This window comes from Vibrio sp. Y58_MX_L22 (assembly GCF_024181865.1).
Taxonomy (GTDB): domain Bacteria; phylum Pseudomonadota; class Gammaproteobacteria; order Enterobacterales; family Vibrionaceae; genus Vibrio; species Vibrio alginolyticus.
This window is the reverse complement of sequence record NZ_JAMZAN010000002.1, coordinates 360,049-383,094: the sequence shown is the minus strand read 5'-3', so window position 1 is coordinate 383,094 and position 23,046 is coordinate 360,049. Positions and strand designations below refer to the sequence as shown.

The following is a 23,046-nucleotide window of genomic DNA, read 5'->3' as shown; positions in this document are numbered from 1 at the left end:
GCTTATCCTTTCACCATAGTGCAAGGCCTACTAGTGACCGTGTTATTTGCTCTAACTAAGTACTTGTACCAACATTTTGAAACTTAGAAGAACACACAAAATACCAACGATTTTCTTAAGAACTTTATTTGGGAAATACTCTGCACAACGCACGCCGAGGCTAGTAGTTAAGTAGCTACTAATGGAGAAGCTGAGCATTGCAGGAAGGTATATGTATCCTAATACTAAGTTGTTCCAATCTGTGTTTCCCCATCCGTTTAACATGTAACCGAGGCTTCCTGACAGCGCGATAGGGAAACCTATCGCAGCAGAGGTACCAATAGCACGTTTTACCTCAAAATTTTGCTGGACAAGATAGGGGGTGATCAACCCCGCACGGCTTATAGAGACAAGTGCTGATACAGAGCCAATCACCGAGCCTACAGTGATATTACCGATAGCCCCATGTGGGTTAGGGTTGTACTCATTTTCAGTGTTGAGAAACATCTTATAAGCAACATACAACATGAATACGCTGAAAAAGCCTGCCAGATAGACTTCTTGTAGATACGATGCTACGAATGTGGCGCAAAATGTTCCGACTAGAACTCCGCTCAACATTTTTACTACCATTGTTGAGTCTACATTCTCTTTTTTGTAGTGAGCGCGCATGCTGCCCAATGTTGTAATAATCATCGAAGCCATTGATGTCCCTAACGCAAGATGCACTACTTCCGTATCAGCTATTCCCTGTAGTGAAAATAGAAACGCAAAAATAGGGACGGCCATTCCACCACCACCCACACCAACGAGTCCAGCGAGAAAGCCAATGCCCAAGCCTGCTGTAATGTAATAGATAATAAAGATAGGTTCGTTCATGATGGTTCTGCCTTCGATGAAATGATCGTTGCTAAAATGTTACTCGAACGCTAACTTGCTATGGTAACGTTAAGAGGACAGAAAATAATGAATAATGGCCAAAATGGAATTGAGTAAATAAAGTGACAAACTCTGATTACAGCGAATGGAAAAATGGCGCCGCACTGATCGTTAAGGAGTGGCAGCATGAAAGGAGCGACTTCAACCATTTGGATCAACGGCCACATAATTGGCACAGTCATCATCGAGGCCAGTTACTGTGTATAGATGAAGGGCTAATTCAGGTCAAAACCGATGAAGGAACGTGGATACTACCACCTCACCGAGCTGGTTGGATCCCCCCAGGTGCGATGCACAGTGTTTATTTTTGTGGTTCTCTGAAAGGTCGTTCATTACTGTTTACTCCAGAGAGTTGTGAGCGGTTTCCAATGAGACCTTGTGTTATCCAAATTAGCGATGTGTTGAAAGCCCTATCGGTTAGAGCATCGATATGGAGCAAAACAGACGATCTATCCATACAGTCTTTACGTATTCTCGCCGTAATATCCGATGAAATCGTCGATAGCCCTCATGAGTCACTCCACATCCCACTGCCCAGTGATCCGAGACTGCAAAAAGTTACTCAAGCAATTTTAATAGACCCAAACAGCAAGCATTCTGTAGAGCATTGGGCCAATATTGGGGCAGTCTCATCTCGGACGTTAAGACGATTGATTCGAAGTGAGTTAAACATGAGTTTTAGTGAATGGCGGCAACAAGTACTGCTAATACATTCATTAGAAATGATAGCTCGAGGGGAATCGGTGGGAGATATTGCACATGCTTTAGGTTATTCGACGCCCAGTAACTTTATTGCGATGTTTCGTCGGGTCTATGGCGATACACCCACGCGTTACTTTTCGAGTCGTGGCATATAGTTGCCAGAGCTTACCTAAATTAGGTTCGTTTTTATGTACTGAGGCTTTACATACATTTACTCACCCAACATAAGCAAGTGCTTCTAACTTCTTTCTACCCCAAATGAGCTGAAATCAATTTCGAAGTGGATAACAGATTCGTCGCGAACGCTACCATCTTGGTCGTAGAGTATTGGTTACCGAAACCATTAACTAATGTTAGTGAAAGGAAATTCCTGAACCCTATAGTGCTTCTTTCACCAATCTTCTGTTTGGGCCATTATTTCTAACATCCAGACGCGAAATAGCATAAGATACACGGCCTTTACTAGCACTGAGCCACTCATCGTAATGACAGATAAAACACAGCAAGCGACATTTGCCGATCTTGGCCTGATTCCAACATTAGTCGAGCGACTAGAAGCGTTGGAATACAGCCAACCGACGCCCATTCAATCCCGTTCTATTCCTGATATCCTTGAAGGGAAAGATATTATTGGTGGTGCCAATACGGGGTCTGGTAAAACCGCTGCTTTTTCGCTGCCAATCTTGCAAAAAATTGTTCAGCAAGACGAATCAAACAATCGCCGTGGCAACTTCGTTTCCCACCTGATTTTAGTACCAACTCGTGAGTTGGCATCACAGGTGGCATATAACGTCAAATCTTACTCATACCATCTCAGAGATAAGATCAAAACGGTTGCCGTATTTGGTGGTGTATCGGTGAACCCACAAATGCTGGCGCTTCGTGGTGGCTGTGACATCATTGTTGCAACGCCGGGTCGATTACTTGATCTGGTATCCAGTAACGCGATTAAGTTGGACCAAGTAAAAACGCTTGTTCTTGACGAAGCCGACCGAATGTTGAGCCTCGGATTTACCGAAGAACTGAATAAGATTCTTGCGTTACTACCAGAGAAGAAACAGACGCTGTTATTTTCTGCTACTTTCCCTGATAAAGTCACGACGCTGGCTCAGCAGTTGCTCCGCGACCCTGTTGAAGTTCAGTTGCAGAGCGCAGAAGCCAGCACTTTGGTGCAGCGCGTGTTTAGTGTAAATAAAGGTGAGAAGACGGCTGTACTCGCGCACTTAATCAAACAGCATCAGTGGCGACAGACTTTGATTTTTGTGAATGCTAAGAATGTCTGTAACCATTTAGCTCAAAAGCTGTCAAAACGCGGTATTACCGCTGAAGTTTTCCATGGTGATAAAGGGCAGGGCGCTCGTACTCGTGTCCTTGACGGTTTTAAGTCTGGCGAGATTCAAGTTCTTATTGCCACCGATATCGCAGCACGCGGCCTTGATATTGAAAAACTTCCAGTGGTGATTAACTTCGATCTTCCGCGTAGCCCTGCTGATTATATGCATCGAATCGGTCGTAGTGGTCGTGCTGGTGAAGTAGGTTTAGGGTTATCTCTTATCGATTACGACGACTACCACCATTTCAAAGTGATAGAAAAGAAAAATAAGTTCCAACTTGAACGCGAGCAGGTAGTCGGTTTTGAAGTGGAAGACGATCAGAGTGAAGCCTACTTTTTACCAATGAAGCCGCGAGCGAAGCCGGCAGGTACGGGTAAAAAGAAGAAAAAGCGTAATCAATAGAAAACGTAAACTACATGTGAGTTTACTTACGGGAGTTGCTGGAGAAAGGGAATGCTCACTAGCTTGAGTCTTCGCTTCTAGCCATTCCTTTAAAGAACAATAGAGCCCTGCTGGAGCTACCAGTAGGGCTCTATTGCTTTTCAAGATAGTGTTATTGGCGACGAGCAGGGCGTCCGCGAGGTGAACGCTTTTTAAATGCAGACGCTGCTTTAGCTTGTGACTTAAGAATAGAGTCAACGGTTAGCGGCATTGGCTCTTTAGGTTCAAGGCCATGAGGGAAGGTACGAGCTCTTGGTGGTAAGTTGTATTCTTCTTCGCTCGCGCGTGGCATACGCTTAAAGCGATAAAGGTAAAAGTTTTCTAATTTTTCTCTCGCCCATTCGGTTTTCTTTAAATACTTCACGCTACTTGCAATCGAAGGCTTAGTGTTAAAGCAATTAAAACGCATTGCTGTATCTAGAATGTCCCAGCCGTAAAAATCTACTAACTCTTGCAACATAGTCTCTAGCTTTAACCCGTGCAGTGGATTGTTCTGTTGCAGCTCGATTCTCTCTTCGTCAGTCATCATTTTTAAGGGCCTTACTCATTAAAGGGCGGAGTTTAACAAAGTATACAATGCAGAGATATCTATAGTTACTTTGCGATGGATGCGAGCGCAGTGCTCTCTACCTTGAAAGTATAAATCGGAATTGGCCGTTCTACTTAGCTCTCTGCTCAAAAATGACTCTTAAAAGTTCAAGCGTCCCAGTTCGATGTTAAATTATTGTGTAATAAGTGAGATTTTTGTTGTTCTTTTACTAATGTCTAATATTCCTACCGATAGCAATACATGCTTAATAGGTTCAAATCAAAAATTAGCCATACCACTTTCTTGGTGTGGCCTCGATGTTTGATGTGGGTGTTGTCTCGTATTGGTCTGTCTACCAAGCGAAACTCTAGTTGACGTAGTTCAACGTTGAAACATAAAAGGATGACTCAATGTCTGACAAAAGTAAGACTTTTTACAGGGATGTGCGCAAAAAACCGCATGAATTTGAAAACCGAGAAGACTTTCTAAATCATGATTTAACCGTCATGAGTTTCCGTCGCTGGGGAATTCATTTGCCCTCACGTGATTACAGTATTGAAATCGAAGACTGGGTACCTGCATTAGCAGCAACCATTGGTAAAGTGGTTATGGTCACTGCCATGGTTTCCGCTTTTGCTGCTCAGTTTGGTTTATCTCCGGAATTCATTGCAGAAAACGTGCGTTACGAATTACTTATCGCTGGAGCCCTGTTCGTCATCTTGTTTTCTGCCATCCTAAACCCGAATGCAAACTTAGCGGGAACCCATGGCCCAATGATACCGCTGATTCCTATGATCGCAGCTGCAGGAGGGCACCCTCTCGCGCTAGGTTTGATGGTATGTGTTTTTGGTTTAATTCTCGCTTTAACCAAAGGTGGCTCTAAACTCATGACTCTGACTGGTATCGGGGTTCGAGGAGGGTTGTTGATCTACCTTGGTGCTGTTGGGTTGCTCGGGCAAATTAATAAGACGGAAGCGTGGGCTGCAAGTACGGACCAAGGTTACATTTCGTTTGTGGTCATAGGCCTAACCGTTATGGTTTACGCTTACTTAGCCAAGATCAATAAACGTTGGCTCGCTATCCCATTGTGCTCTGCACTCGCGGGTATTGTTGCTTATTTGATGGGCGCTGAGTTTGCTTTTACCACAGAGCCGGGCCTGCCTAATTTCAGTCCATTCTACTGGTGGGGGGAAGATACAGGCTGGCAGCTAGGCTGGCCAACCCTAGAGCACTTTATTGCCGTGACTCCATTTGCTCTACTGGCAGTCGCTATGTGGTCCCCTGATTATCTCGGCCATCGTGTGTTTCAAGAACTTAACTACCCAAAAGAAGCGAAAGGTGTACTCATGGATGTCGATGACACGATGGTCGGAGCATCTGTTCGTCAGGGGGTTGGTTCACTCTTAGGGGGCGGAAACCTAGCTTCTTCTTGGGGAACGTACATGATTCCTGCCGCAATTGCCAAACGTCCTATTCCAGGTGGCGCACTGTTAACGGGTTTCATGTGTATTGCGGCGGCGGTAATTGGCTACCCAATGGATCTAGCAATGTGGGAGCCTGTTCTGCGTGTTGCTTTGATTGTCGGTGTATTCTTACCACTTTTAGAAGCGGGTATGCAGATGATCCATAAGCATAAAGATTCACTCAGTGCAGGTATCTGTATTTTTGCCTGTGCATTCGTTAATCCAGTCTTCGGTTGGGCAATCACGATGCTGTTGGATAACCTCGGGCTTATCGGCGACCATGAGCGTGCTAACGAACTATCGCGCAAAGATAAATATCTGATTCCTGGCACTGCGTTTATCGTTTGTGCAGGCTCCCTTGCTATTGTTGGTCAGCTTCCAGGCATTCCAGCTCTTATCGGTTAATCGAATTATGCTCTAAAGGTATAGTGAGAACAGTGAGTAAAGGGACTTGCTTCTTAAAATAGTAGACAAAAACAAAAAGCTACCTAGTACCAGGTAGCTTTTTGCATGTAGGGTTAGGCTACGGAGTTAGGCTATATGAGTGATTCAATGCCGTATTTTGCGCCGTAGTGTTCAACGACAAAATCAATGTCTTTGTCACCACGGCCTGATAAGTTGATCAAAATCGAGCCGGTTTCTCCTTGCTGCGCGAGTTTAATTGCGTAAGCGACAGCGTGTGAGGATTCAATAGCAGGAATTATTCCCTCTTCACGAGACAGCTCAAAGAATGCATCAATCGCTTCGTCATCGGTGATTGAGCTGTAATTGACACGGCCAATGTCTTTTAAGTAACTATGCTGAGGTCCAACCGATGGGTAATCCAAGCCACTTGCTACAGAGTACACTTCCTGAGGTTCACCTTGTGCATCTTTAAGCATGTAAGACTTAAATCCGTGCATGATACCTGGCTCACCGAGTGTGAGTGTTGCAGCATGCTCGCCAACCTTTTGCAAAGAGCGGCCCGCAGGTTCAACGCCGTGAATGGCGACTTGTTCATCCTCTAAGAAAGCAGTAAATAGCCCCATCGCGTTAGAACCACCTCCAACGCATGCGACGAGATTATTGGGTAACTTGCCGGTCATTTCTTTGAATTGAACTCGTGCTTCGTTACCGATAATTGATTGGAAATCTCTCACCATTTTAGGGAATGGGTGAGGGCCAACGACAGAGCCTATCGCATAAAGTTGTGTATCAGGATCTTTCAGATAAGCTTCGAATGCAGAATCTACCGCTTCTTTGAGGGTTTTGCGCCCATGAGTGGCAGGAATGACATTAGCACCAAGGATTCTCATGCGGACGACATTCGGATGTTCTTTGGCGATATCAACTTCACCCATGTAAATATCGCATTTCAAGCCAACCAATGCCGCGGCTGTAGCAAGCGCAACACCGTGTTGCCCTGCGCCAGTTTCAGCAATCAGTTTCTTCTTACCCATCTTTTTAGCGAGAATGGCTTCCCCTAAGCAGTGGTTAATTTTATGTGCGCCTGTATGGTTTAAGTCTTCGCGCTTTAGGTAGATGTCTGCTCCGTATTTTTTAGACAAGTTTTCCGCATGGAAGATTGGGCTAGGTCGTCCAACAAAGTGCTTATACAAGCGAGCGAGTTCCGCTTTAAATTCAGGATCTTTGCTGCATTCCTCATAAGCTGCGTTGATGTCATGCATGATTTGTTCAAGCTCAGGTGGAACAAAGCTACCACCGTATTCACCAAAGTATCCTTCTTCGTTGGGCATAGTGAGATCAAACGAGTTTTTCATTATTTACATCCTAGTTAACGAAAGTATTGATACTTTTATACCCAAAATTTAGAAGTGGTTGTGTGATCAGTTGCTTAAATCAGAGTTCGCGATCTAGTGCACTAGTTAAAAAGTACAGCTTGTGTAGGGGATAATAGTTGTGATGTAGAATCAGGTGGTTTGAATAGGTGCAAAAAAGCCTCGAGAGATCCTAGGCTGTCATAAGAACCTCTCGAGGCAAACAGAATGCTGGAAATACACTCTGCGATGGTGTCTGGAAACAAAAATTAGATTCGTTTCCTTTGTCAGATATTAGGGTTTTAGAATGAGTCGATGTCAGCGAAATGTCACAAGTTAATTGCGGTATTAAAAGCTTATTTTTTATTTTTGATTAATGGATTAGAAAGTAACCTAAAACAGGCTAACCTACCGCGTGTTCCGCGTCTTTTAAGTTGGACATGATCTTTCTTTGTCTCGAATCGGCGTCTTTAACCAACACGTGCACTTTGGTCCCTAAAGTAAACGTGGCGCTCTGGCTGGAAATTTTTTGTTTGACTGCATCAAATTCGAACTCTCCATTTTGAAAACTTGATAAAGGAATGAGACCTTCGATCCGGTTTTCCTCTAACTCAACAAATACTCCGAAGTGTGTGACTCCAGACACCGTCCCCATGAAGTGTTGTCCGATAAATGGCTTCATGTAATGACATTTCAGTGCTGACTCAACCTCTCAGCTAGGGATTATGTGCTCGTAGTTATTAGAATTTATTGATTGAGCAGATATATTTAATTTCATTTTTTCTCTTATATTCGCCAATCGCTTTTATTTTATAAACTTTATTTTTATGAGCAAAGCATGAGGCGAAGTGATTCAGATATGAATGAGATTAATTTAATTCCAAACTGGAATTGCAAGGTAGGTTGTGTGATTACCTAAAGATGTATACCAAAGTGACTTTATTGAAAGTGATTAATGATGGTGTGGGAGAGGTAAGTGATTTGGCTATATAAACTTAGATAGAGAATAGTAAGGGCAGTAATAAGTGGAAGGGGATTGTGGCACCAACAACATTGATGCCACACAAAGAATTACAGTGCAGTTACTTCAGCTGCTTGTAAACCTTTGTTACCTTGTTCAACAACGAACGATACTTTTTGGCCTTCAGTAAGAGTTTTGAAGCCTTCAGAAACAATAGAACGGAAGTGAACGAATACGTCATCACCGCCATTGTCTTGAGAAATAAAACCAAAACCTTTAGTTTCGTTGAACCATTTTACTGAACCAGTTAATTTATTAGACATAGATACCTCTATATTTGATTGTTTTAAATATTGAATTTTTAGCTAATATCAAGTGCTACTATATGATTTTAGAGATAACTATTTTGTCGCAGGAACGTAAACGAGGAATTCGATGTGGAACTGAGAGAAACTTTGATCTTTAATTACATTAATAGCTCTTTCCGTAAGAGCTGATGTGCAGTATACCGACAAAATTAATAAAGGCTAGCCTTTTCTTTTTTATTTTTTTGAGTACACCAAGCGCATTGCTTTCAAAGCATACGCTTGGTGTATAAGACGGCGTGATGTTATAGGTGGCGTCGAGCGCTTAGTGTTTTCTGGTTGGGCCGTTACGAACGATGTCTTTACCATTGTCATATACGTGCTGCGAAACCCAGCGGCCAAGGAGCAATTGGTGCTTTTCTCCTAATACGGCAACAAATGGACGGCCATCGGTATTAGAGGTGGCTAGCGCAACGCCAGTGACACCTTCAAGACCCAGAGCGCCGCTTTCTACTAAATGCAGAAATGCCTCTAACTCTTCAATCGTTTCGATTACATGGTTATCAATATTCATTGTATTCAATCTCTTCGAATTGCATTGCGGTCGCGTACTCTACCTAAGTTAAGCGTGGAAACCAAGCTTCTACGTGCGTCATGTAATGAGAGAACCTTGCCCTGCCACTAATCATCAATAAGTTAGTCTCGATAGTCCGGAACTTGCCTAGATTCAATGAGGCAGAAAACACTCTCTGGTTAGACATGAGTCACATAATGTTGTCTGGTTTATCTCATCAATACTTTTGCTATTGGATGGGGTGAAGGGGAGTGCAATAATTTGTAAAACTCTTTTCCTAAAGGCTGTTATGAAGAAAGTCCTGATTACCGGTTTTGAACCTTTTGGTGGTGACGCCATTAACCCCGCCTTAGAAGCGGTCAAGCAATTAGAGGCTGCGGCCATAAAAGGCGGTGTGATAGTTACTTGCCCAGTCCCCGTAGTTCGATATGACTCGGTGAAAGTCGTTATTGAAGCAATAGAAGCGCACCAGCCAGACTGTGTAATTACTGTAGGGCAAGCGGCCGGGCGTAGCGCGATAACCCCAGAACGTGTCGCAATTAATGTCGATGATTTTCGTATTCCAGATAACGTTGGTTATCAACCGATTGATGAACCCGTGGTGGCTGATGGTCCTGATGCTTACTTCTCGACACTACCGATAAAGCGTGTTGTGCAAACATTGCAAACGCAGGGTATACCTAGTCAGATTTCCAACAGTGCCGGAACATTTGTATGTAACCACCTTTTTTATGGCATCCAACATTATCTAAAAGACAAACCTATTCGTCATGGGTTTGTTCATATCCCATTATTGCCAGAACAAGCAGTAGATGGCAGTCAGCCTTCCATGTCTCTGGAGATGATAGTCGAAGGGCTAAGGCTGGTGGCGCAAGTTTGTATTGCCAATGAAAACGACATATTGGTCAGCGGCGGGTCGATTTGCTAGTAAGTGCTTTACAGTCCACTAAGTGTCTGAAAGCTAGTAATAAGTTCATCGTTTGATGTTGTAATAAATGTTAGCTTTGTCAAATTTCACAAGTAGCGAAAGGAGTAGCATTGAATAGTCAGGTTGGATGTTGTTCAAACTGGCACTCCCCCTAATACAGGAGGTATTAGGGGCTACCCTTACGAAAGGCGAGTTATCATGAAAAGCAACAAAAGTAAGTCTATCGCACTTATCTCTGTCGTTGTTTTCGCATTGGCTATCGCTGCGCTTAAATTCGAAAACACACTCGGAGTTCTTCCCATTGTAGTCGCTATTATCGCGTTTTTTGCCTGCGTCATTTACACCAGTATGTATCTTTCTGATATGAAGCGTTCAGAGTTGATAAGTCACTCTGATCATTCTCAAAAAATGTATACCCACGCATCACGCAATGAGCTTGATGAGCGCGATAAAAAGCGTTGAAGCGAGTCACATTCTCCGTATACTTTGCTGGAGCATTAATGCACTAACGTGTCGGAGATAAGCATGTCAAATCGAGTACCAACCAACATACTGACCGGATTTTTGGGTGTCGGTAAAACGACCACGATTTTAAATCTACTGAAGAACAAACCGGAAAAAGAAAACTGGGCGGTTTTGGTCAATGAATTTGGTGAGATTGGCATCGACGGTGCATTGATGACCGACCAAGGCGCGTTGATTAAAGAAGTGCCGGGTGGTTGTATGTGCTGCACTGCGGGTGTGCCGATGTCGGTAGGTATCACAGCATTATTGCGTCAAAAACCGGACCGTTTATTGATTGAGCCGACAGGCCTTGGTCATCCAAAACAGGTTATCGCGACGCTTACCTCACAGCAGTATGAACCTTACGTTGATCTTAAAGCGACGATTGCCTTGGTTGATCCGCGTAACTTAAGTGATGAAAAGTATCTTTCTAACCAAAACTTCGTGGACCAGTTAGACAGTGCAGATGTGGTTATTGGTAGTAAGGTTGACCTATGTTCCAGCCACGACCTTGATGTGTTTAATGACTGGGTGACGGACCAATCCCCTTCAAAAGTATTCAGTAAGCTTATTCATGACGGTGAGTTGCCGATAGAAGTCTTGGATATTGAGCGGGTTTACGGCAGCGCTTCTTCCCATATCGAGTCACATCATCATGACCACGCTCACCAAGAGCCTCAATTCCAGTTGGCGCCTGGTGAAGCCTTTGTGCGCAAAGAGAACAAAGGGCAGGGTTATTTTAGTTGTGGGTGGTTGTTTGGGGCAGAGTATAAGTTTGATTTTGAAAAGCTTTTCTCTATGCTGTCGGACTTGACCGCAGAGCGTGTTAAAGCAGTGGTCAATACGGATCAAGGTTGTTACGCGTTTAATGTTGCCAACCGAGTCGTGTCGGTGAATGAAATCAGCTTAGAAGGCTTTGAATCACGATTAGAAGTGATAGATTCTCAGCTGTTGCCATGGGATGAGCTTGAGCGAATTCTCCTTCAGTTATCTGGCATCAAACATTAAATCGCGCAAAGGTTAAACGAAAACGGTGAACCACTAATATATCTGTGCTCACCGTTTTTTCTTTTGTAGGATTTCAATGAGAAAAGTGAGATAAATCACTCAAATTCGGGTATAGTGCACGGCTAAATTTTTAAAGCTATTTTTAGTGGTTTGTTTAAGGAATACGCTCAATGTCATTTTCATCTCAAGGTTTTGCGCCAGAAGTGGTTAAAGCACTGGCAGAATGCGGTTATGAAAAGTTAACGCCAATTCAACAGAAGGCGATTCCAATGGCTCGCAAAGGCCATGATATTTTCGCTACAGCACAAACAGGTACTGGTAAAACGGCTGCGTTTTCTCTGCCTATGATTCAGCAGTTGCTAGACAGTAACCGTAGCGCTTCTCGTAAGACTGCTCGCGCACTTATCTTGGCTCCAACTCGTGAGCTTGCTGAACAAATTGCTGACAACATCAAAGCTTACACGAAGTACACGAACCTGTCGGTGGCTGCGATTTTCGGTGGCCGTAAAATGTCTTCTCAAGTAACGGCATTAGAAAACGGTGTAGATATCCTAGTGGCTACACCTGGTCGATTGGAAGAGCACATTGAACAAGGTAATGTCTCGGTCGCACACTTAGAGTTTTTAGTGTTTGATGAAGCAGACCGTATCTTGGACATGGGCTTTATTCACGCAGTACGTAAGATCATGCTAGATGTGGATACTGATCCGCAAATTATGATGTTTTCTGCAACGACTTCGAGCCAACTAAATCTGCTAGCAAAAGATATCCTGCGTAAGCCTAAGCGTATTGAAGTTGAGCGAGCGAATACGACAGCACAGACAGTTGCTCACGTGTTATATCCAGTTGATCAAGAGCGAAAAACGGAACTGCTTTCGGAACTGATTGGTCGTAAGAACTGGAAACAAGTGTTGGTATTTGTGAACTACAAAGAGACCGCAAACGACGTTGTAAAAGAGCTGAAACTTGATGGTATCAAAGCGGTGGTTTGTCATGGTGACAGAGCTCAAAGTGCTCGTCGTCGTGCGTTAGAAGAGTTCAAATCCGGTAAAGCACGTGTCATGGTGGCTACCGATGTCGCTGCTCGAGGTCTAGATATTGAAGATTTACCTCACGTTGTGAACTATGACATGCCTTTCCTAGCGGAAGATTACGTTCACCGAATTGGTCGTACAGGCCGTGCAGGTAAACAAGGTCATGCCGTTTCATTTGTAAACCGAGATGAAGAGCTCACGGTTGTTCAGGTTGAAAATCTAATCCAGCAGCGAATTCGCCGTATTGAGCTTGCAGGCTATGAACCAAAACAGCGTGAATCTTACATTGAAAAGCTGCACTCAAAACCAGCGTTTAAGAATCGTCAAGGTCGTCGTAATAACCCGAACCAGTCGGCAACAGACCAAGGGTCGGCAGAGCGTCGTCTTGCTATGGTGAAGCGCCTGAAAGCGCGTCGTGGCGCAAAGTAAATTACACAGTCTGTGTGAAAAGAGCCCCTCAATTGAGGGGCTCTTTTTGTTTTGTCGTTTCGCGTCAATTTAGGCCAAGCATATTTGGTTCACCACGATAAATAATGCGATCGTTTCCTCGGTGAATACCAAACGTAACAATGACGGGTGGGTTTTCCTCTTCACTTGTAGAGCTATCCCAATCGTATTTCAACCAAGGGATGCGATTGCCTGAGCTGTCTAAATCTAGATGGAATTGTATTTGCTCGCGCGCTGAGTCAATTTGGCTTGCAACGATATCGGTTATCCTGCCAATACTCATCGTTCCAACGCCAGAAAGCAGGGCGTTGTTTGCAGGCGCATGCGACCAAATTGGCGTGCTGAAGTAATATTCACCATTCGCCGTTGTTGAGCTGTCATCGAAGTTAGTCGTAAATCGACCGTTTTGCCAAATTTCCACATCAAGTGGCACTTTGAGCACCATGCCTTGGTTGCCACCTACATCTTGAAAGTTCAAACGACCGAATCGAATGTCCGGTTGTTGAGTGAGCATTTCGCTGTTATCAAAGAAATTTACCTCATCAACGGCTTTAGTCGTGACTATACCTATTTTGCTGCTGTCACTGTTAGTCTCTTTATTAAATGGGCCATCAGGGTATTGTTTATCTGTCGTGTTCTTTTTCCAACATGGGCTATTGTTACAAGTCGCATTGGTCGAGGGCTTCTCGATCACAAACGTTCCAACACTCGCGCTACCCAGTAGTTTCCAGCCTACCTTCTTAGGCTTAGGCGGCAAAAACCGTTCGGAGTATGAGCTTAGCTCGCCTAAGTCGAAATGTTGTTGAAGGTTAGATGAAAAGTGGACGTAGTTCTTCACGTTTTCCATATTCGCATTGAGTGCGACAACATCGTAAGTGACTTTCTCAAAAGGTTGATTCATGTAAGCAAAAGTTTGGCCATGTGGGTAGTGCCATTCTTGGTCTTGCACTTGAAAATATTTTGGGTAAAAACGACCAACGTAACGATAGCCTTCGTTCACAGTCATACCTAGATATTTACTTTCTAGGTTTGCTTTTACTCTCAAGCTCCCGACTTCTTCCCAATATAATCCATTAAAGACGAATTGATCATTCTTGGCTGAATTATGCGCCTGAGCCAGTGAGTCACTACTTTTTAGCAATTTTGAGGTTTGGTTCGCTGTCTCTGATGGCGTATGTTGCTCACTCGACAAGACAACCGATGCTGCTAGAGCGTCATCAAGCGTAAAATTACGGGTGATAGAAGCATCACAATAGCGTGCTGATTCAACAGACCCACTTACAGAGCCGTCAGGTTGCCAAATGATTGGTTTCACCGTTAGAGAGAAAAGTTCTCCGGCAGCAAGAAACCCTTCTCCTTGTTCAGAGGTGCCAGAAGGCAAAGCACGTTGGTTGTCACAAATAGCGAATGTCCATGGTCGCGAGTACACATTAAATGTTCCTTTCACTTCCACTTTGCCTTCTTCAGGGCACTCTTCAAATCCCTCACATTCAAAATGATCGGACAGTGTCACTTCAAATATGCCGGACTCGTTCGTGACAAGACCATGTTCAGACAAGCCGTCTTTAAATTCCGCTGAATAGCTAAAGTTTCCTTCACTTCCTCCTAATGGTTGAACCAATGGATGAAAAACCTTAGGAGTACCATTGTAGTTGCTTGCGACTACAGGTTCGCCGGTGGAAGCACAAGCAAGCAATCGCGTATGCACGTTTTCTGGTTTACCTGCAATAACGCGTATTTCATTTAAAGTGGCGCTTTTCGTCTTTGAGTAGGCCTCAAACATAAATGGCGTAAACATAAAGCTAACCGTTTGATGCTTGCTGGTGTCTTCTGCCATAGTGAAAGTCAGCGTGTAGTTAGTACCTAACGCGATGGTATCAATATCGTTCGGGACCACTCGAACAACGAGCTCACCATTGTCGTCAGACATAAATTGGTTTGCTTTTAATGTCTGCTGACCTTTAACCACCTCTAAAGTGAACAAGTCAGGGTGTGATAGGACAGCACTGACTTCTGCGCTTACAACTTCTCCATTATTGGTTGTTGTAGCTGTAAATTGCGGAAGATCGTTGCCGCACATCAGTGCCATGTCGTCCGATGGTGTGACGCTGAGGTTTAAGTCGTTCTCCGATGGAGGCTGCATGCTGCAATTCGGAACATCTTGAGGGGTGATTGGACAGACTTGGGAAGAGTAGTGACAATCAGCCTCGCCCAATCCACAGTATTGCGTGTATTTGTTGTCTTGTGCTTTCGTTTGTGCACTTCCTGGCGTTTGTTGGATTTCACCACAAACTTGACTAGGCTGATTTGGAGCGTTGTTGAAGTTCAATGTTTGGAAGTATTTAATTGCTGCGGTGGAACTATAGAATGAGCCACTTAATGTAGCTGACGATCCTACAGATTCAGCCGTACCATAGATCGACATATCTTTTATAATCAGAGATTTGTGCGCAGAAACATCACCGACGACAAAATGGTCTTGTAAAGGATGGTTTGTTTTTAGGTGTAGTGTTTCGCCTTGTGATTCGACCTTACCACAGATGTTTGTATTAAATATATTGGTCGTGCTGTGAGTCAAAATGTCACCAATAATGGTGTTGTACTCACCATTAATATGAAGGGCCTCACCTGTTAGCTCTATATCCCCATCGATGAGAACGTTATGCAGCTTTGTTGGATAAGCAGATAGAAGATCACCATAGATAACAGTGTGCTTGTTTTGGTAATCGTCGAGGTTTGATGCTTTCTCATTGTTAACCGTTAATCCGGTAGCGAGGGCGTGTAGAGAGATACGTTTATTGGGTTCACCAATCGTATTATTCCCCTCTAACACAATTCCATAATCTGCTTTTAACGTTATCTCTTTTTCCGGTAATAATGAGGAGACAATTTTATCACCAGCGGGTAGGACTAGTTTCCCTGTACAGCGATAAGTCGTGCCATCGCTTTCGATACTAAAACTCTTGTGTGAGCAAAGTTGAGCTAACTCAGATAGATCTTTTACGTCATAAGTGGTGGCGTGTGAGGTTAGCGGTAAAAAAAGAACCGCAGTGAAAATACTGCAAAGACGCATCATCAAATGTCCTAATGAGTGGAACAAGATGGCATCAAGCGAGCGTGAGCAAATGCTCACTGAAATTGGAATAGCTGCGGTAATTTTTTGTTTTGAAGCCGCTTAGTTATTGAACTTTGGTTATTTTTTATTTCGTATGTCATACCAAAGTTTAGCGGCTTTATTACAACGTAAGTGTCAGGTTAGTTCAAGAGGCAAGTGTGATGTGTGTCGATTTATATGTGTAACTATTTGTTAGTTAAGGATAATAAGTAAGCATGTTGGTTCAGAATCAGGAAGGAAGCGATCCTGATTCTGAATGTTTATAACGCTATGCAGCGTGAACGATGAGTGGAGCCATCTGATATAACTCTTCTAGTATGGCTTTCGTTTGTCTCGAATACACCAGACAATCTCGATCGCCAACGAGCTGAATTGCTCTCACTTTACCTGCAACCAAACATTGCCTAATCGTGCGTAGAACCATTTGGATATCAATTTCTGACGCGCCATCAAGGCTGTTTTTGGTTTTTAGAGATCCAAGGTCGATGCTAATGATTATTTGGTCGCAGTGGTCTAGGTAATTGCCGATCTGTTGCTTAACGTTATTGCGATGACGAAAAGAAAACTCTTTCTCGGTCACCCAATCACAACCTTGATCTTCCGCGTATTCCCACGTTTCCTGCTTCGTCTCTTGCTCACTGACGCCAGCAAAAAACAATCGTACGTTTTGATAGCGAGAAAGAGCAAAATGGAATGCAGAGCCTAAGCGTGGCTCAAGTGTCGGTTTCAAGTTCATGTTATGCCCGATATTTACGACACCCACTTCGTCTCGATAGGATACGACCACAGGTAACATGGACAAGATTGCCTCGGTACAGTTAGTGACTAAAACCGGAATTGAGTGACGAGAAAGCGAAAGACTTAACGCTTCCTGAAACTCGCCATTCTCCAGTTTGTCGTGGTTGAAGTGCCCATAGTTTTCAGCAGTTTCGTGATCATGTTGTTGGTAAAGCCAATCACTAGCATTTTCCAAACTTTGATCAGCTAATTCAAACGCGCCCTTAGACATGGGTGGCAAATACTCACACACTGTCATAAAAGAAAAAGGGTAATGCTGCGGCTGTTTCACGGTGTGGTGGAGTTTATAGCGTTTGAAAAAGCTTAACATGATGAATTACCTTTCTGGTGGTAGTGCCCTTGCCGCTTGCAGTACATGTAAAATAATGCGCTGCTTATCCTTTTCGACTCGGTGGGCCGGAGCCATCACCGAGACTGCGCCAATCAGTTTGCTTCCTTTCATTACCGGTGCGCTAATACCTGAAACACCAGGGTCAATCTCAGAAGTACTGACGGCATATCCGTGTTTACGGATGGTTGTGAGCTCTTTTTCCCACTCGTCGCGTCGGTGATCTTGATTAAAGTATCTCAAGATTTTCTCGCATCGACTTTGAGGCATAAAAGCGAGCATCACTTTAGATGAGGCACCGCGCAGCAGAGGTTGACTTTGACCCTGGACGAAGCTGCAACGCAGCGCCTGCATACTTTCTTTCTGTCTGACACAAAGCGCACGATAACCCGCTGGTACCATATAAGCGGCCATTTCCCCGGTTTGTTGTACCAACCTAGCCAGTATGGTTTCGACCATGTCGAGCCCATGTTGCGCGGTCTCATAGCTGTGCATGAGTAATAATGCCGCCGGACCAACGACAAATGTCTTGTCGTGAACGCTTTCTTCGATCAAGTTCCACTCTTTAAGCAGTTTTAAGTGTCGGTAAAGGCTGCTTAAAGGAACGTTCAATTGCTCGCTTAGCGTTTTCGCAGAAACTGGGAACGGACTAACTGCAACTTGCATTAACAACTGCAGTGATTTTTCGTTTACCTGGTTAGCATTAGCTTTGTTTGTCGTCATGAGAGTGTTGTAACGTGTTGTAGGAGTTACGACAAATATAATTCTTAATCACTGAGAAAAGAAAAATAATTTTAATGGGTAATTCTTACATGATGAGAAACAGACAGGTAAAGACTTTCGCAAGTACCGATAGACATAACATGGTGTCGAATTAAAGTCTCAGGTTTGAGGCGCTTGATACTAAATTGGAACAGGAGTGATTAAGACATTGTTTAGTTTGCGGTATTACTCAGCGTTTCGCATACTGAGTTAATCCAAACAAATAATGTTAAAAACGTGAGTTGCTAGCGGGTATCGGAATCGAGGTACCATCTCAGTAAATCGGTTTTATAAAAGGTTACTTTTATATGCTGAATAAGGCGATTTTTAAAAAAGCCATCATTTTCCTTCTGCCTATTCCCTTGGTTATTGGAGAGGTTTTGTATTTAGCTCGTGAAAGCGTGCAAAACAATCTCAATCATTTATTAGAAAAAAATGTGCAAATTGCAGATGAAATTTTATTCCAAATAGAGACAGAAAACCGCACGGCGTTGCTACACCCTGAACGATGTGAAGAGCTCCAGCAAAGCTTAATGTTTGAACGAGATATTGAAGAAATGCTCATTGTGAAAGAGGGAGTCATTACTTGTTCTTCGAAATTGGGAAGTATCTCTAAACCGTTAGCTGAGCACATCGCCTTTCCCAAGGGACAAACGCTAGCGCTTGGTAGTGTTGATAGCTTGTACGATCAGTTCTTGCTAGTGGTAACGGAAGGAGAGCGGGGTTATCAAGCCGTAACGATTATCGATCATGACTACTTTAATGCGACAATAGGGTTTAACAACGATTTACGCCTAAAACGCTCTGCGCTGTTTATCCATGATCAAGTTTCACCAGAAGGAGCATTAAGAGCGGGAAGTAATCCTATCGGTATCAAATCGTCGCAAATGTTTGAGTATGAAGCTTTGAGCGAAGCCAGCGATCTTTTCGTCAAACAGAGAACACTTTCCTATTTTTTGTACTCAATTCCAATTATTTTCGTTATCTACCTTTGCTTGTATGCGTTGAATAAGTTTATTGATCCCCATCGCAATTTGATACTGGATCTTAAAAGAGCGATAAAAAGAGGAGAGTTGACCCTGTATTACCAACCGCAAGTTAACGTTGATACCGGTCAGTTATTCGGGTTTGAAGCGCTAGTGCGATGGGAGCATCAAAGTAAGGGGTTCATTTCTCCGGATGAGTTTGTCCCTGCGGCAGAGCAAAGTGGATTGGTTTTTTTACTTACTGATTTCGTTCTGGATAAAGCGGCAGAGGACTTCAGTAAATTAGGCTTTGATCAGCCAGTCCACCTTGGTATTAACGTGCCGCCTGGTTATTTAGTCGGACCAAACGCGATCAGAAAAATTCAATTGCTCGACAGACAGTTGAGCCGAAACAAAGTCTCATTAGGGGTAGAGATAACGGAGCGTCAGCTCATTGATTCAGAGGCGAGAAAATGCATTGCAGCGCTGCGAGTGCATGGTATTGATGTGCTGATCGATGATTTTGGAACTGGCCAAACCTCGTTAGCATTTCTACAGCACATGCGCATAGATTACTTAAAAATCGATAAGTGTTTTGTCGAAACTATTGGTATTCCTAGCCTTAGTGCTTCTGTCTTAAAAGCGATGGTTCACTTCGCGGAAGAATTACAAGTACAATTGATCGCTGAAGGCGTGGAAACCATAGCGCAAGCTGAACACTTAAAGCAGATGGGAGTGAGATATCATCAGGGATACCTGTACTCCAAACCATTACCTTATGAGCAGCTTGCGCAGCGAAGTCATTATGATTGGTAGACGTTAGCTCTATAACACTGAGCATTTTCATCAAACACAAACTCTAACTCATTTTTGATGCTATCTAAGCGGTCTTCTTGGTAGTGAGACACATACAATAGTTGGCTTAAATTCTCTCTAGCGATGAGTTCAAGTGTGTTCTTAACTAACCGTCTACCCAAAAAATCTAACCCTTGATACGGCTCGTCCAAAATCAATAATGTGGGTTGTTTCACGATGGCTCTTGCAATCAGTAACAGTCGCTGCTGGCCGTACTCTAATTGCTTAAATGAGGTTTTTTTGTACTGGCTCATATGTAAGATATCGAGCCACTCGTTTGCAATATCCATCTCTTTGCGAGTTGGCTGGTTATACAACCCGATCGAATCGTAAAATCCTGACAAAATGACTTCTAATGCGCTGCAATTGACTCGATATTGGAGGTGTAGCGCTGAAGACACCATGCCGATATGCTGCTTAATTTCCCAGATTGTCTCGCCAGTACCACGCTTTTTACCAAAAATATCAATGTCATTGCTGTAGCATTGCGGATGATCGCCAAAGATCAATCCAAGTAAGGTACTCTTTCCACAACCATTTGGACCTTTGACCTGCCAATGTTGGCCCTTGTCTATGCGCCAGTTCAAGTCAGTAAAAATCTTCTTATCGGTGTATTCAACAGCCCCATTCTTTAGTTCAAATATTGGGTTGTTGAATGGCGTCGAGTGCTGATGCTGACGTATCAAGCTCATCATTTCTTCACTCTGTTGTTCTGACTGAGATTTAATTTGTCCAATGATTGGATGATTATCCCAACTGGACTTATCCATTGTACTATCAAGTTTTCCTGCACTGAAAAGCGCGATGCTATTGATCCACTCAGGCATGTCAGATTCGCGAGAGAAGGTTATGAGTAGTTGCACATTTTGAGAAAGCGAGTGTAAATAGCGAGCGAGAGCAGCTCGGTGCGCAATATCTAAGCCAGTAAATGGATTATCGAGTAATACTAAGTCAGGTTGTGTGGCTAAAGCTCGGGCGAGCATTACTCTTCTGGTTTCTCCGGTAGAGAGAACGCGGAAGCCACTATCTCTAAGATGGCTTAGGTCGAGATCATTAACTAGCTGTTCAGTTAAGTTAGTGTCTTGGCTCTGCTCTAGGATTAATGAATAAACAGTGCTTCCTTGGTCGATACGATTAAGAAAATCCGTATCATCCTTTTCTAATTCTCTTTCCAGTAATCGCTGTTGCTCTGATAACGACACTTGCGCAACGGACAGCCCATTTAGCTCAATTTCCCCACTATTTGGTGACATTTCATCACAAATAAGGTCTCCAAGCAGAGAGCCAATATCTCCATCCGCGCTGAATATCCCCCAAGACTGCTGAGTGTTAATTTTCCAATCGTCAATAAACAAGTGTGTCGTATTTCTCTTAGCTGCAAGCTGACGAAAGTGAATAGTCATTGTGTTTGTCTTCCTTGTTTTCGTTTTAGTGGATTACTTATAACAATTTACGAACTCAGTACGGAAGCGCTTTTGTGTATTAATTTTGAACAGTGCTCAGTCTTGTGCATATCAACGAAGCCTTGTATTAGAGGATAAAAATGCGACTAGAGTCATTAAGTAACAAGTAAGCTTGTCAATAATTTTGTTTTATTTTTGAATCAACCTATCATTATGCATGTAAATGTTATGCTGATAAATTCATATTTGCCGTTTGTTAATTAATCAATGTAAGGACACATGTTTATGAGTGAAACGGAATACGATTACCCTTCGAGTTACAGCCTAGTTTCCATTACCGATACCTCCAGTTACATCAAATATGCCAGTGAAAACTTTAATGAAGTCGCGGGGTTTGATGAAGGGGAGCTTATCGGTAAACCCCACAATGTTGTGCGTCATCCTGATATGCCAAAACAGGCTTTTAAAGATTTATGGACTCACCTGAAAACTGGCAAACACTGGATGGGAATGGTCAAAAATCGACGTAAAAACGGCGGCTATTATTGGGTTGACGCGTTTGCTTCTCCCATAAAATCTAATGGTGAAGTTGTGGAATACCAATCAGTGAGATTTAAACCTGAGCGTATACACATCCAGCGAGCGGAAAAAGCGTATTCGAAGCTTCGAAATAATCGTAAGCCGTGGAAAATGTATCTTCCTCGTACACGTTTGTGGATGAGATCGGCCTTCTTCCTTTTAATTTCAAACCTTCTTGGCTTACTCATTCTACAAATGAATCAATCACCAGTGATAGCGTTTGGCGTTGTTGCGTTACTTTCCGTTTTCTCTATTTATGTATTAACCAGACCAGTTGAGAAGCTCGCTAAACAGGCTAGGCAAGACTTCAACAATCCACTCATGGAATATATTTATTGCGGAAGGATCAACGATCTGGCTGAGATTGAGCTGGGTATGAAGATGCGTAAGCAATTTGCCAATGCGCTATTGGGGCGCGTTGGCGTGTCTGTAAAAGACTCTTGCGAAAAAACGCGCGCAAGTGCTAACAGTGCTGCGACAAATAGCCAGCAAGTGACGGAGAACTTAAGCGCACAGAAAGTGGAGATTGACTCGGTCGCAACAGCGGTCAACGAGATGCAAGCCTCTTCATCTGAGATATCAAATAATGCTCAAGCGACCGCCGAGGCTACGTTAGAAGCGCAAAATACGATGATAGACAGCCGTAGCGTTATCGATAATGTTAACCAATCGGTACTAGAGCTGGTGGGTGAGCTCGGCGAAATATCTAAAGTGGTCATACGTTTGAACCAACAAACCGAGCAAATTGGAACCGTTGTTGAAGTCATCAATGGTATTGCCGAACAAACTAATTTATTAGCGTTGAACGCTGCAATTGAAGCCGCGAGGGCAGGCGAACAAGGCAGAGGGTTTGCCGTTGTAGCAGATGAAGTGAGAACCTTAGCTAAAAGAACTCAGGAATCGACAACAGAGATTAAATCGGCCATTGAAGGGATTCAAAATGGGAGCAAATCAGCGGTTTCTGCGTTAGAGAAAGGTAATGAAATGTCGACCGGAACGGTAACATTGTTAGGTACTGCTTTGGATAGCATTCAACAACTGGAGTCCCTTGTTCAGGACGTCGTCGAACGAAACCAACAAATTGCGGTCGCGATAGAAGAGCAGGTTTATGTAACGGATGAAATAAATGAAAACATCCAGTCGCTTAATTTAAAGTACAGTGAATCGTATGAACTGATGACTGAAACGAATCATATGAACACCAAAGTGCAAAATTGCACCAATGACCTGTCTGAAATGATTAAAAAGTTTGCTTAAACTTTAGAAAATCGAAGTTAAAAGCCCGCTAAACATTAGCGGGCTTTTAACTGGAATATAGTGAAGTGCTGGATTCGTT

18 protein-coding genes and 1 pseudogene are annotated in these 23,046 nt (G+C 43.3%); 9 read left to right on the top strand and 10 right to left on the bottom strand.

The features are described from left to right. Positions 1 to 51: 51 nt before the first annotated feature. Positions 52 to 858 carry a sulfite exporter TauE/SafE family protein gene (locus tag NL626_RS06875; RefSeq protein WP_253657154.1) on the bottom strand — a complete coding sequence of 269 codons (807 nt, stop codon included), beginning with the start codon at positions 856 to 858 and terminating at the stop codon, positions 52 to 54. 122 nt (positions 859 to 980) lie between these two features. Between NL626_RS06875 and NL626_RS06870 the strand changes: the two genes are divergently transcribed. Together NL626_RS06870 and NL626_RS06865 are read left to right on the top strand one after the other, a co-directional pair. Then, positions 981 to 1,775 carry a helix-turn-helix transcriptional regulator gene (locus NL626_RS06870; protein ID WP_253657153.1) on the top strand — a complete coding sequence of 265 codons (795 nt, stop codon included), beginning with the start codon at positions 981 to 983 and terminating at the stop codon, positions 1,773 to 1,775. 330 nt (positions 1,776 to 2,105) lie between these two features. After that, positions 2,106 to 3,356, top strand: a complete 1,251-nt coding sequence (locus tag NL626_RS06865; RefSeq protein WP_225491734.1) for a DEAD/DEAH box helicase — start codon at positions 2,106 to 2,108, stop codon at positions 3,354 to 3,356. 151 nt (positions 3,357 to 3,507) lie between these two features. On the opposite strand, the gene NL626_RS06860 is transcribed toward NL626_RS06865, so the two are convergent. Continuing rightward, complete coding sequence (locus tag NL626_RS06860) at positions 3,508 to 3,924, bottom strand: VF530 family DNA-binding protein (protein WP_005375544.1); 417 nt, start codon at positions 3,922 to 3,924, stop codon at positions 3,508 to 3,510. A gap of 410 nt (positions 3,925 to 4,334) precedes the next feature. On the opposite strand from NL626_RS06860, the gene NL626_RS06855 reads away from it, so the two are divergent. After that, complete coding sequence (locus NL626_RS06855) at positions 4,335 to 5,792, top strand: DUF3360 domain-containing protein (RefSeq protein WP_005375642.1); 1,458 nt, start codon at positions 4,335 to 4,337, stop codon at positions 5,790 to 5,792. A gap of 131 nt (positions 5,793 to 5,923) precedes the next feature. On the opposite strand, the gene trpB is transcribed toward NL626_RS06855, so the two are convergent. The 4 genes and pseudogenes from trpB to NL626_RS06835 all read right to left on the bottom strand — a co-directional run bounded on the left by trpB (position 5,924) and on the right by NL626_RS06835 (position 8,984). Then, positions 5,924 to 7,147, bottom strand: a complete 1,224-nt coding sequence (trpB, locus tag NL626_RS06850; RefSeq protein ID WP_206958535.1) for a tryptophan synthase subunit beta — start codon at positions 7,145 to 7,147, stop codon at positions 5,924 to 5,926. Between the two features lie 400 nt (positions 7,148 to 7,547). Next, positions 7,548 to 7,856 (bottom strand): annotated as a pseudogene (locus NL626_RS06845) (S1 RNA-binding domain-containing protein); the annotation flags it as partial. Positions 7,857 to 8,215: 359 nt separating this feature from the next. Further along, complete coding sequence (locus tag NL626_RS06840; RefSeq protein ID WP_005375644.1) at positions 8,216 to 8,428, bottom strand: cold-shock protein; 213 nt, start codon at positions 8,426 to 8,428, stop codon at positions 8,216 to 8,218. A 307-nt stretch (positions 8,429 to 8,735) separates the two neighbouring features. Continuing rightward, positions 8,736 to 8,984, bottom strand: coding sequence for a hypothetical protein (locus NL626_RS06835; RefSeq protein ID WP_005375646.1), 249 nt, complete (start codon positions 8,982 to 8,984; stop codon positions 8,736 to 8,738). A 289-nt stretch (positions 8,985 to 9,273) separates the two neighbouring features. On the opposite strand from NL626_RS06835, the gene pcp reads away from it, so the two are divergent. The 4 genes from pcp (at position 9,274) to NL626_RS06815 (ending at position 12,887) form a co-directional block, all read left to right on the top strand. Next, complete coding sequence (pcp, locus tag NL626_RS06830; protein WP_253657151.1) at positions 9,274 to 9,912, top strand: pyroglutamyl-peptidase I; 639 nt, start codon at positions 9,274 to 9,276, stop codon at positions 9,910 to 9,912. Positions 9,913 to 10,110: 198 nt separating this feature from the next. Then, positions 10,111 to 10,374: a hypothetical protein gene (locus tag NL626_RS06825; RefSeq protein ID WP_017635759.1), complete on the top strand. Its 264-nt coding sequence runs from the start codon at positions 10,111 to 10,113 to the stop codon at positions 10,372 to 10,374. Between the two features lie 63 nt (positions 10,375 to 10,437). Continuing rightward, the gene (locus tag NL626_RS06820; RefSeq protein ID WP_017821090.1) at positions 10,438 to 11,424 is read left to right on the top strand and encodes a GTP-binding protein; all 987 of its coding nucleotides are present in this window, start codon (positions 10,438 to 10,440) and stop codon (positions 11,422 to 11,424) included. 170 nt (positions 11,425 to 11,594) lie between these two features. Further along, the gene (locus tag NL626_RS06815) at positions 11,595 to 12,887 is read left to right on the top strand and encodes a DEAD/DEAH box helicase (RefSeq protein ID WP_025768979.1); all 1,293 of its coding nucleotides are present in this window, start codon (positions 11,595 to 11,597) and stop codon (positions 12,885 to 12,887) included. Positions 12,888 to 12,951: 64 nt separating this feature from the next. Here the strand turns inward: NL626_RS06815 and NL626_RS06810 are convergent, their stop codons facing one another. The 3 genes from NL626_RS06810 to NL626_RS06800 all read right to left on the bottom strand — a co-directional run bounded on the left by NL626_RS06810 (position 12,952) and on the right by NL626_RS06800 (position 17,869). After that, positions 12,952 to 15,981, bottom strand: coding sequence for a DUF6701 domain-containing protein (locus NL626_RS06810; RefSeq protein WP_253657150.1), 3,030 nt, complete (start codon positions 15,979 to 15,981; stop codon positions 12,952 to 12,954). Positions 15,982 to 16,288: 307 nt separating this feature from the next. Then, positions 16,289 to 17,128 carry an arginase gene (locus NL626_RS06805; RefSeq protein WP_005375657.1) on the bottom strand — a complete coding sequence of 280 codons (840 nt, stop codon included), beginning with the start codon at positions 17,126 to 17,128 and terminating at the stop codon, positions 16,289 to 16,291. 6 nt (positions 17,129 to 17,134) lie between these two features. Beyond that, positions 17,135 to 17,869, bottom strand: a complete 735-nt coding sequence (locus NL626_RS06800) for an IclR family transcriptional regulator (RefSeq protein ID WP_005386192.1) — start codon at positions 17,867 to 17,869, stop codon at positions 17,135 to 17,137. Between the two features lie 347 nt (positions 17,870 to 18,216). On the opposite strand from NL626_RS06800, the gene NL626_RS06795 reads away from it, so the two are divergent. Continuing rightward, a complete protein-coding gene (locus NL626_RS06795) occupies positions 18,217 to 19,689 on the top strand; it encodes an EAL domain-containing protein (RefSeq protein WP_005386194.1) in 1,473 nt (490 codons plus the stop codon). Here the strand turns inward: NL626_RS06795 and modF are convergent. Continuing rightward, positions 19,677 to 21,131, bottom strand: coding sequence for a molybdate ABC transporter ATP-binding protein ModF (gene modF, locus NL626_RS06790; RefSeq protein ID WP_222716913.1), 1,455 nt, complete (start codon positions 21,129 to 21,131; stop codon positions 19,677 to 19,679). The genes NL626_RS06795 and modF overlap by 13 nt on opposite strands. Positions 21,132 to 21,416: 285 nt before the next feature. Here modF and NL626_RS06785 point away from each other — a divergent pair, with 285 nt between their 5' ends. Next, positions 21,417 to 22,967 (top strand): PAS domain-containing methyl-accepting chemotaxis protein, encoded by a 1,551-nt coding sequence (locus NL626_RS06785; RefSeq protein ID WP_025768974.1) that lies wholly within the window; start codon positions 21,417 to 21,419, stop codon positions 22,965 to 22,967. The last annotated feature ends 79 nt before the right edge of the window (positions 22,968 to 23,046 follow it).